Here is a 9,763-nt window from a genome sequence, read left to right on the forward strand (position 1 = left end):
ATTCCGGCAGGAGCGGACACAGTCCATTATCACAATCACAGGATCAGCAGATCCAGCTTTTTCAATAACATAGCGAGGTGTGCATTATGTCGTGGGATCGGTCGGGCCGAGGAAGTGGACGACCTCGCAGCGGGCGACGAAGCCGAGTTGGGCCAGCGTGAAGATTCGATCGCGGTCGAGCGAGGGCTGGAAAGAGAAGTCGAAGCCGGCGAGCGTCTTGATCGTGGCCAGGCGCCCCATGCGCAGTGCCGTCTTGATCCGGCTGTTCTCGCGCAGGGTCAACTCTTCCGAGAGGAGGATGTCCATGGCTTCGAGGGCGGCGATCTCGCCTTGCTCGAGCCGGCGCACGACATGATCGAGTGCTTCGAGCGCACACGCGGCATCTTCAGGCCGACGAGGTCGTGGCGGATCCGGTCGATGGTGGATGGCGTGGTATCGAGCGCGTTCGTCATGGACGTTGCTCCTTCGCCATCACCCGGGCGACGGCGTCGTAGAAGGCCAACGGGCGCTGAGCGACCCTGTCGCCCGAGCCATGAAGAATGACCTCATCGTTCCTCAGTCTTTGTCGGCGCTTGTGGACGTGTATGTTGCGATGACCCGGCTCGACATGACGCTGGTGCCGGCCTTCGAGAATAGGATGGGTGGCAATCAGTGCGCCGTCCTCGAAGATGCGAACCTCTTCGGCCAGAGTGTGTACCTCGACGACACGGCGCCTGGTGGCGTCGGGCACGCTGTAGAAATTGCCGCCAACGCTAACCATGCCCTCCCGGCTGATGCGTCGCTCGAGCTTCAGGACCGATCGGAAGGGAGCCAACGGCAGCGGCCGCAGCGCTGCGCGCTCCTCGGCGAAAGCTTCGTTGACGACACGCCTTGTGGTGGCGTGAACCCTCGGGTTTGCGACCGTGTCCAGCCAGTGACGCAACTGGGCGTTCAGGTCTTCGAGATCGCGAAAGGACCGGGCCAGGAAGAAGTCCTCGCGAATGTAGCGGAACGGCCGCTCGACCTTGCCTTTCGTTTTGGCGCGGTAAGGCCGACACGCCTTGGGATGGAAACCATAGTGGCGGGCAAGATCGACTAGGGCACGGTTGTAGACGATGCCGCCGGTATCGCCTTCGCCGATCACAGCCGTCTTCATACGGTCGTAAAGCACTTCGCGAGGAGCGCCGCCCAGCGCCTCGAAAGCCCCAGCATGGCAGCGCAAGACAGTCGGCAGATCCTGGTGGACGACGAAGCGTGCCCAGATAAGGCGACTGAAGCCAAGCACCATGGAGAATAGCCAGACGATTCTCGGCGTGGTCGGCTCATCGGCAAAGACGACATTGAACTGGGCGAAGTCGACCTGCGCTTGCTCGCCGGGCGGGGTCTCGAAGCGAACCTCGTATCCACGCTCCGCCGCGGCAGGACGGACGTCGCGCAGGAAGTCGGTGACGGCCGTGTAGCCGCCGCCATAGCCGAGGTCCTTCAGTTCGCGGAAAAGCCGGCTGCCGGTGAGTCCGGGACATCGCGTGACGCGTTCGCGAAGATAGGCCGTGAAGGGATCGATCACCGCCTGACGCGGCTTGCGCGGTCCGTAGGCCGGAGCCTCGAGCCCGCGCGCAATGTATTTGCGCACCGTCTTGCGGTCGATCCCGCTCTCCCTGGCGATCGCTGACACCGACAGGCCCTGCCGATGCAAATCTTCATCATCATCTCCCCGATCTTGATCACCGAAATCCCTCTCCCGACCATCAGGAGAAGCATCAACGATCACGCGCCGCCGGTCTCCCGGAGCGCGCTCCGGAAGACCGGCGGCAGCGCTAAACTGGGGAAGATTCAAACGGCACTTCTGGGGAGTATTGAGCCGGCATCGACACCATCGGCAACCAGATCGGCCGCATCCTCGCCGACGCCGGCTATCGGGCCTCAACACACCCCAGAGCCACAGGTTCAGGGTCTTCACCAGCGGCCAGAAGCGCCGCGTCACCCCGGCCATCAAGCGCCAGATGCGGCGGCGGTCGGCGGTCGAACCCGTCATCTGCCACATCAAGGCCGAGCACCGCATGGGCCGCAACTACCTCGCCGGTCAGCAGGGCGACGCCGTCAACGCCATCCTGGCCGCCGGCGGCTACAACTTCTCCTCCTGCTCAGATGGCTGAAGAGTTTTTTGTCGCTCTTGATCGCACTGCTTCAACTCCGGCCCAAGCTGGTCGCAGCTTAGAACCCGGATTGTTCGCGGTCGACGAACTTGCGGAACACCAAAGCAAGGCCGTCCTGCACCCGACGATCCGGATACTTGTCAAGCCGCCCATTCTCCCCTTTGACGTAGCCGACAGCCACAGTCAGCAGGAGCTCCCCACGCCGAGCCTTCTGCCTGAGCGCCTCGATGGAGCGCCGGAATACCGAAAGCTCCATCTCGCTCATCGTGCCCTTCATGCCAAGCAGTAGGCGGTCATTGATCAGGCGCGGATCGTAGACACCATCTTCATTAACTATCAAGGTTCTCAGTCTCGGCCATTGCGCGCCAGCCGCGACGCCTCCAGCGAGACGATCGCTCCGACACGACCTTCGCAGATGGCAGCCAACAGCTTCTCAAAGCCGGGCCGAGCCGTGCCGGCACCGGATCGGCCAAGATCATCATCGACGATTTGGACTCCGCCCCAACTCAACTGCCGGGCCCGCTCGGCCAAGCCGTATTGGCGACGCTGGCTCTCGAGATTGTTCACGACCTGATAGGACGTCGGCTTGCCGGATGTAGATGATGGCGCTCCGGCAAAGGTGCTCAGGGGTAGTCTTGCTCATCGCCCGCCTCCTTCCGCTCCCGGCTCCACAGTCCAGCGCCTGGCACGGACGCTGCTTCGACGAGTAGAGACTGCAACAGCACCACCGCCTTCAGCCGTTCCTAGCTCGACATCTCCGCCGGCGGCGCTGCCCGCGTGAACAAATCCAGTTGGGTTCGCGACGGATGCTTCATCGGCATGTCCTCCTCCAAGAGATTGAGTCTCTCGGACGAGAAGCTACGAGATGATCGATAAGTGCGCGAAGTTCGAGCAGGTGCGTGAGCGGAAGTCGGGGAATGGCAACGATCGCAACCGAGCCGGCTTGTGGGACGACGATCCACTCCGGAAGATGGAAGTTCCCGCCGTGCGGCTGCCGGATCAAAAGATGGCGAATGCCGTCGTACACCATACTCACCGACTACGACAACGGTCTGTCCAGTCAGCGGGTGAAATGGATAGGCCACAACAACATCGAATCCCGGATTCCGGGCATTATGACGCTGCTTCCGAGGGTGGTGGACGAACTGGGGCGACGTGGCGACACTGCTGCAAACGGCCAAAATGAATGGCGTCGATCCGCTCTCCTGTCTCTCCTTGAACTTGACCCGCATCGCTCAACGCTGGCCCGCCGCCGAAACCAAAATGCTCATGCCCTGGAACTTCAAGCCAGATTTGCAATCAGCTAACCGCTTACTTTCCTCCTTATCCCAGGGCTTCTTAGTCACAATCTTTGCTCCTTATCATCAGTTGGCTTCGACTGACACCGGGAATGGCCGCTTCAAACTCGGGACCATCTCACGCTCCAGCGGGATATGGCATCTGAAGCTGTGCTCCGTATCATCCGGGCTTGTTGAACGTTCGGGGAAGACGCGGCTGCAGATATCCTGCGCGTAGCGACAGCGAGTGTGGAACTCGCAGCCCGATGGCCGCTTCATCAGGCTCGGCACCTCACCCTTGAGCTCGATCCTATTGAGCACCGCATCCGGGTCAGGCTCGGGATTGGCCGCAAGCAGCGCCTCGGTGTAGGGATGACGCGGGTACTCAAAGATACGCTCGGTCGAGCCGACCTCAATAAAGCGGCCGAGATACATGATCGCCATGCGATCGGTCATGTGGCGCACCACGTTAAGATTATGCGTGATAATCAGGATCGCCATGCCGAGTTCGTCCTGAAGCCGCGCGAGAAGATTCAGCACCTCGCCCTGCACCGAGACGTCGAGGCCGGCGGTCGGCTCATCGGCAATAATCAAGTCCGGATTCAGCGCAAGAGCACGCGCGATACCCACGCGCCTGGCCTGACCACCGGAAAGCTGATGGGGATAGCGGCGAGTAAAGTCCGCCGGCAAGCCAACCATGCGCAGCAGGCGCTCCGCTTCGCCTCCGGCATCGCGACGTTTTAATCCATGTATCCGAAAAGGCTCTGTCAGGAGCGATCGAACGGTCAGCCTCGGCGAGAGTGAGCCGACCGGATCCTGGAACATCATCGCCATGCGCCGCAAGTAAGGCTTGCGTTCAGCCCCGCTGAGCTCCTCAATTTCCTGTCCGTCGAAGCTGATGCTGCCGCTCACGGCCCGCTGCAAGCCGATTATCGTGCGCGCGATGGTGGATTTGCCCGAGCCGCTTTCGCCGACAAGGGCGAGTGTCTCGCCCTTGCGGATTTCAAAGGACACACCGCATACTGGGTCGATGAAAGGGGTTTTGGTCCCGGTTGCCAGCGCCTTCAGCGGACCCGTGGTGCGGAAGCGGACGCGCAGGTCCTCAACCTGAAGCAGCGTGCTCATGCCGAAACTAACCGCTCTTCGTCGAGGAGATGGCATCGGGCGACTTGGTCCACGCCGATGCGGTACTCGACCGGGTTCTCTTGCAGACAGCGATTGAATGCCTGGGGACACCGGGCGCGGAAGATACATCCCTTCTTGCTGCCGAGGAGACTGGGCACCTCGCCCGGAATGGTCGGCAAAGTGCGCGTCCTTTGTCTGATCCGCCCCGGATCGCACTCAAGCAGCGCGCGCGTGTAGGGGTGAGCAGGGTTGTGAAAGATGTCCCGGACAGCCCCCTCCTCCACCACTACGCCCGCATACATGACGGCGACCCGGTCGCACAACTCAGCCACCGCGCCGAGGTGGTGGGAGACGAAGAGAATCGAGCAACCAATTTCTTTTTGCAAATCTTTGAGTAGACGAATGATCTGCACTTCCAGCGTTGCATCGAGTGCAGTGGTTGGCTCGTCTGCGACGAGGAGCGCTGGTTTCACAAGAAGCGCCATGGCAATGCAAACGCGCTGACGCATGCCGCCAGAGAAGTGATGCGGATAGGCGCCAATACGGCTTTGGGGATCGGGAATTCCGACCCGTTGAAGCATCTCGAGGGCACGAGCGCGCTTTTCGCTGCGGCTTCCTTGTTCGTGGTGCTGGATATCGATCATCTGGCTCTCGATGGTCCGCACGGGATTGAGTGCGGTCATCGGATCCTGGAAAATCATCGAAAGACGATCGCCGAGCAGACTCCGACGCGCCTGAGCGGGCATTTTGAGCAGGTCTCGACCTTCGAACACGATGCTGCCAGTGGTGACATCCGCGTTTTCAGAAAGGAGGCCCATCACTGTATAGGCGAGCGTCGACTTCCCGGATCCGCTTTCGCCGACTATGCCAACCACCTGTGCGGCCGGCACGTCAAGCGAAACGTTACGCAGGGCATGGATGCGCCCACGCGGTGTGCCGAAATCAAGATTTAGGTCACGGATCTCAAGAAGCGGCCGGCCGGACGTATGCTGTGTCAGATCGTCGCGTCTCATAGGTCTTTCCGCAATTTGGGATCGAATATGTCTCGCAGCGCCTCACCCAGAAATGTGAAGCCTAGCGTTGCGAGGACAATGGGAATGCCGCCCGCGATGACCAACCAAGGCGTCCTATCGATATAATTATAGCCATCGTTGAGGATAGCTCCCCAATCGGGTGTCGGTGGTCGCACGCCCATGCCGAGAAAGCTGAGACCCGCCTCTACGGCGATGACGGCCGGCACGTCCATGCTCACCAGAATTAGAAGCGGGCCCAGGACATTGGGCAGTACGTGCACGGCGAGAATGCGCGTCGTGCCGGCGCCCATACTACGCTCTGCGGCGATGTACTCACTGCTACGCAGCGCTTCTGTCTGGGTGCGCACGACACGCGCGTAAATGGGCATAGACGTTATTGCGATGACTAGAATGACACTCGCCAGGCTTGGTCCCAGAAGCGCGATCATGGCCAGCGCGAAAATGATACTTGGAAACGACCGGATCGTATCGAAGAAAAGCAGGAGCAAATTGTCGAGCCAGCGGGGACCGAACCCCGCGATCAAACCAAGGACTAGGCCGACTGCCAGTGAACTGCCGAGGGAGGCGAAAGCAACGAGGAGCGGGATGCGACCGCCCATGATGGTGCGAGAAAACGTGTCGCGACCCAGTTGGTCCGTACCCAGCAAAAAATCCAGAGAAGGTGCGGCCAGACGCGGTCCGACCATGATCCGGATCGGATCATGCGTGATCATCAGCGGAGCGAACATCACCATTGCTACTATGAGTATGACAAGCACTGCTCCGAGCATGCCCAGGCGGTTTTTGCGAAATTGCCGCCAAAAGGTGCGAGAGGCGCCCATCGCATCGTTGGGTTCGGGATGGATGATTTCAACGATCGCCATGTCAGAGCTTTTCCCGGGTTCGCGGATCGAGGAATGCGTTGACCACATCGGAGAGCGTCGTAGCGGTAACAATAAGGAACGTGGTGACGAGCACGATGCCCATCACAATCGGATAGTTGCGTGTATTGACCGCGTTCACGATTAACGCGCCGACGCCAGGTCTCGCGAAGACCACCTCGATAAAGACAGCGGACGAAAGAAGCCACGCTATGCCTACCCCGAGTATGGTCACGGTTGGCAGGATCGCGAGCGGCAGCGCGTAGCGCGCAACGATACGCCATTCCGAGATTCCGAAAGAGCGGGCCATCCGTATGTGGTTTTCCCCCAAGACCTCGAGCATGGATGCCCGGACCAGTCGGGAAATGTAGCCGACCCAGCCAATCCCTATGGCGAAGCCTGGGAGGATGAGATGGATTAGTCCGTCCCGGAAGCCATTGCCGGCTCCGATCGCTGGCAACCAGCGCAGAGTCACGGCAAAAATCAGCAGCGCGTAAACCGCCATAACGAAGGAAGGAATTGCGATCGTGGCGACGGTCACGACGCCGGCCACCTGGTCGACCAATGAGTTGCGCCGCATGGCCGAGTAGCAGCCGAGCGGCACGGCTACCATGACCGCCCAGAAGATCGAGACCAGGATCAGTCCGATCGTATAGGGTAATTGCTCGAAGACAATGTCGGCAACAGGCCTCTGGCTGAACACGTCAAAGCCGAGATCGCCACGGAGCAGCCCGCCAAAGAAAGTGGCGATCTGCACAACAAGCGGCTTGTCGAGTCCCATCTGCTGATGAAGCTGCGCCTTCATTTCGGGAGTCGCCCGCGGGCCGAGCAGAACCGCGGCAGGATCGCCGGGCACTGCTCTGATCATCACGAACAGAAGCGTCACCGCGATCGCAATGATTGCGATCGCGAGGGCGATTCGTTTGATGAGATATAGCCACATCTTCTTGGGTCAGACCGCGCCGCTCAAGCCGAGACCGGCTCACAATCGAGATACAACGGGACTCCATCCGGGCGGGTTGCGGCTTTGATTTGCGTGGTGCGGTACATGACTGGATTGGCCCCATGGGTCAGAAACCGATAGGCGCCGGACTCCTCCATGAGGTCCTGCATCTCCTGATAGAGCTTCGCCCGCTCGTTCGTGTCACTGATGGTAACCGCCTTAGCGCTGAGCTCGTCGAAACGATCGCTGCGGAAGCGCTCCCAGTTCCAGACGCCCACTTGATCTTGCACGAACCAGGACGTGGCGTAATGCGGGTCCGGCAGACTGGAAAAATTATTGACGATGAGCTGCATGTCCTTCCAGCGCTCGCCCGCCGATTCCGTGCCGATCGACCAAAACGACCCGGAATCTTGGCCATTGACCTCGAGCGTAATGCCAATCTGGGACAATTGAGCCTGCACCGTTTGGGCTATGGTGAGATACCTGCTCTCGTTCAAGCAATCGATGGTCAAGGTCAGGGTGCTCACACCGGCCTTGTCCAGGAACTCCTTGGCCTTTGCGAGATCGCCTTCGGGTGGGATGAGCGCCTTTTCGCGGTGTCCGATAATGCCTGGAGGAATGGTGCCTGTCGCCACGGCAGCTTGGCCCGAATAGGCAGCATCCAGGATCTGCGGCACGTTGATCGCCCATTGAATCGCCCTGCGCACATTGATGTCCTTCAGCTTCGGGTGATCCACATTCATACCTAACCAGATGTAACGGAGCGCGGGCTTCTCCTCTACCTTGGTCTCGGCGGGCGGAGTGCTCTTGAACTTCGCAAGGGAATCCGGACTGATATTAGTGAAATCGAGGTCGCCGGCTTGATAGGCGCGCTCCGCCGTCTTGATGTCCTGGATCGGAACGATGCGGATTTCGTCAAAGCCAGGCCTCGGACCTGTCCATTCCGGATTGCGCGTCAAGAGGAGATGCTGGTTCGGCTTCCAATCAGCTAGAACATATGGACCAGAGAAAGCGGGCGGCTTCATGCCGAAATCACCGCCGTCCTGGGTGGCCTTCATTACCGCATCTTCGCAAACGATTTGGCCGGCGGCATAGGGAAGGGTAATGAGCCAAACCGGTGCATATGGCGTCTTGAACACAATCACGCCAGTATAGTCGTCCTCCAAGTCGACATGATCGAGCGGACCCCAATCGGGCTTGGTCGGTGCATCGAGCTTAATCACGCGCTCGAAGGAGAATTTGACGTCCTTGGCAGTCATCTCGCCGTAGCCGCCCGTGAACATGATTCCTTTCTTCAGGCGGAAGCGGACATGCGTCGGATCGACCTGCTCGATCTTCTCTGCCGCCTCTAATTCCCATCCCCATTCGGAGCCTGGCTTGTATCTCGTGAGCTTTGAATAAATGCAGTTCATCACGTCCACTTCGACGTACGACATGTAGAAGGCGGGGTCGAGCTTCTGAGGGTCAGCTTCGGAACGTGCCTTGAGTACCTTACCCTCTGCGGCCCAGATGGCCTGCGAGAGCGGCACGCCGGCAGCTATAAACCCTCCTCCGAGCACGGCGCTGGTCTTAAGAAATGAGCGTCGGCTTGCACTGGACACGATATCTTTCATGATCAGTTCCCCTTTCGGATGAGCCATTCCTTTCAGAGCGGGCCCGCTTCTATATTTATTGCGTCCAAAGATTAGGGCATGGGGGAGGCAGGATTACGTCAAAATGTATCTGTTTTTGAAACGCCTCCCGCACGAAGCAGTGTGATTTGAAATGTCATCAGCCTGTCGCTATATGGAACTGCCAAAATCCGGTAGACAGGCCCATGTTGCAGGTTCTGCAAAGTAGCGCGCCATTTCAGAGGAGTGGAATGTGGCCGCTTGGGAGGGCGGCAGCAAGGATGGCAGTCGGCCTCGTGCTTGGTCTCATCGCAGAGTTCGGGCCGCGTTGGCTGGACAATTTGCTCCTGCTTCTCTTCGATACGCTCCGCTCCTTCCCGGCATTATCTTTGCGCTAGGGATCATCGCGCTTCCGGGACCCAGCCTCGCCAGCGTCATTCTCGTCATCGCAATAACGCGCGTGCCGATCTACGTCCACGTCGTACGTGCCCGGACGTTCCGGCCCGTGGAGGCAGGTCTCAGCTTTCTCGGCATGGGGGTTCGCCCGCCGACGCCCGACTGGGGAGCGATCCCCAACGATGGCTATAACTACATCCACAAGACGGTCGGGCCGATCGGCACGCTTGTTGGGTGTCTAAACATCGCGTTGGTTAGGATCGCAACCGTCACCTGCCTTCGCCACGCAGGATCATCTCGGCGGCATCAGCCAGTACCTGACAGCCGAGCACGAGGTCGGCATCGTCTGTATTTTCCGTCCAGTGATGGCTGATACCGCCGAT

At 59.7% G+C, this 9,763-nt stretch carries 7 protein-coding genes and 4 pseudogenes; 2 read left to right on the forward strand and 9 right to left on the reverse strand.

Annotated elements, in window-relative coordinates; all coding sequences use genetic code 11:
- Window positions 1-102: 102 nt before the first annotated feature.
- Together NKI25_RS35535 and istA are read right to left on the reverse strand one after the other, a co-directional pair.
- Window positions 103-452: pseudogene (locus NKI25_RS35535) on the reverse strand (ATP-binding protein); the annotation flags it as partial.
- Window positions 449-1,728: pseudogene (gene istA, locus NKI25_RS35540) on the reverse strand (IS21 family transposase). The pseudogenes istA and NKI25_RS35535, both read right to left, overlap by 4 nt.
- 126 nt (window positions 1,729-1,854) lie before the next feature.
- On the opposite strand from istA, the pseudogene NKI25_RS35545 reads away from it, so the two are divergent.
- A pseudogene (locus tag NKI25_RS35545) lies at window positions 1,855-2,197 on the forward strand (transposase); the annotation flags it as partial.
- On the opposite strand, the gene NKI25_RS35550 reads toward NKI25_RS35545, so the two are convergent.
- Complete coding sequence (locus tag NKI25_RS35550) at window positions 2,194-2,475, reverse strand: hypothetical protein (RefSeq protein ID WP_353000814.1); 282 nt, start codon at window positions 2,473-2,475, stop codon at window positions 2,194-2,196. The pseudogene NKI25_RS35545 and the gene NKI25_RS35550 sit on opposite strands and share 4 nt — an antisense overlap.
- Before the next feature lie 5 nt (window positions 2,476-2,480).
- Window positions 2,481-2,702 (reverse strand): recombinase family protein, encoded by a 222-nt coding sequence (locus NKI25_RS35555; protein WP_353000816.1) that lies wholly within the window; start codon window positions 2,700-2,702, stop codon window positions 2,481-2,483.
- A 553-nt stretch (window positions 2,703-3,255) separates the two neighbouring features.
- On the opposite strand from NKI25_RS35555, the pseudogene NKI25_RS35560 reads away from it, so the two are divergent.
- Window positions 3,256-3,428: pseudogene (locus NKI25_RS35560) on the forward strand (transposase domain-containing protein); the annotation flags it as partial.
- Window positions 3,429-3,499: 71 nt separating this feature from the next.
- On the opposite strand, the gene NKI25_RS35565 reads toward NKI25_RS35560, so the two are convergent.
- Genes NKI25_RS35565 through NKI25_RS35585 form a run of 5 tightly spaced genes read right to left on the reverse strand, consistent with a single transcriptional unit; the run spans window position 3,500 to window position 8,987 of the window.
- Window positions 3,500-4,537, reverse strand: a complete 1,038-nt coding sequence (locus NKI25_RS35565; RefSeq protein WP_353000818.1) for an ABC transporter ATP-binding protein — start codon at window positions 4,535-4,537, stop codon at window positions 3,500-3,502.
- Window positions 4,534-5,550: an ABC transporter ATP-binding protein gene (locus tag NKI25_RS35570; protein WP_353000820.1), complete on the reverse strand. Its 1,017-nt coding sequence runs from the start codon at window positions 5,548-5,550 to the stop codon at window positions 4,534-4,536. The genes NKI25_RS35565 and NKI25_RS35570 overlap by 4 nt, the downstream gene beginning before the upstream one ends.
- The gene (locus NKI25_RS35575) at window positions 5,547-6,434 is read right to left on the reverse strand and encodes an ABC transporter permease (RefSeq protein ID WP_353000822.1); all 888 of its coding nucleotides are present in this window, start codon (window positions 6,432-6,434) and stop codon (window positions 5,547-5,549) included. The genes NKI25_RS35570 and NKI25_RS35575 overlap by 4 nt, the downstream gene beginning before the upstream one ends.
- A gap of 1 nt (window position 6,435) precedes the next feature.
- Window positions 6,436-7,374, reverse strand: a complete 939-nt coding sequence (locus NKI25_RS35580; protein ID WP_353000824.1) for an ABC transporter permease — start codon at window positions 7,372-7,374, stop codon at window positions 6,436-6,438.
- Between the two features lie 23 nt (window positions 7,375-7,397).
- On the reverse strand, window positions 7,398-8,987 hold the full coding sequence (locus tag NKI25_RS35585) for an ABC transporter substrate-binding protein (protein ID WP_353000825.1): 1,590 nt from the start codon (window positions 8,985-8,987) through the stop codon (window positions 7,398-7,400).
- Between the last annotated feature and the right edge of the window lie 776 nt (window positions 8,988-9,763).

Source organism: Mesorhizobium sp. M0808 (assembly GCF_040320025.1).
Lineage (GTDB): Bacteria > Pseudomonadota > Alphaproteobacteria > Rhizobiales > Rhizobiaceae > Mesorhizobium.

Coding starts and splice junctions, on each gene's coding strand:
- NKI25_RS35565 (WP_353000818.1), bottom strand. CDS start 4,537: ATGAGCACGCTGCTTCAGGTTGAGGACCTGCGCGTCCGCTTCCGCACC.
- NKI25_RS35570 (WP_353000820.1), bottom strand. CDS start 5,550: ATGAGACGCGACGATCTGACACAGCATACGTCCGGCCGGCCGCTTCTT.
- NKI25_RS35575 (WP_353000822.1), bottom strand. CDS start 6,434: ATGGCGATCGTTGAAATCATCCATCCCGAACCCAACGATGCGATGGGC.
- NKI25_RS35580 (WP_353000824.1), bottom strand. CDS start 7,374: ATGTGGCTATATCTCATCAAACGAATCGCCCTCGCGATCGCAATCATT.
- NKI25_RS35585 (WP_353000825.1), bottom strand. CDS start 8,987: ATGAAAGATATCGTGTCCAGTGCAAGCCGACGCTCATTTCTTAAGACC.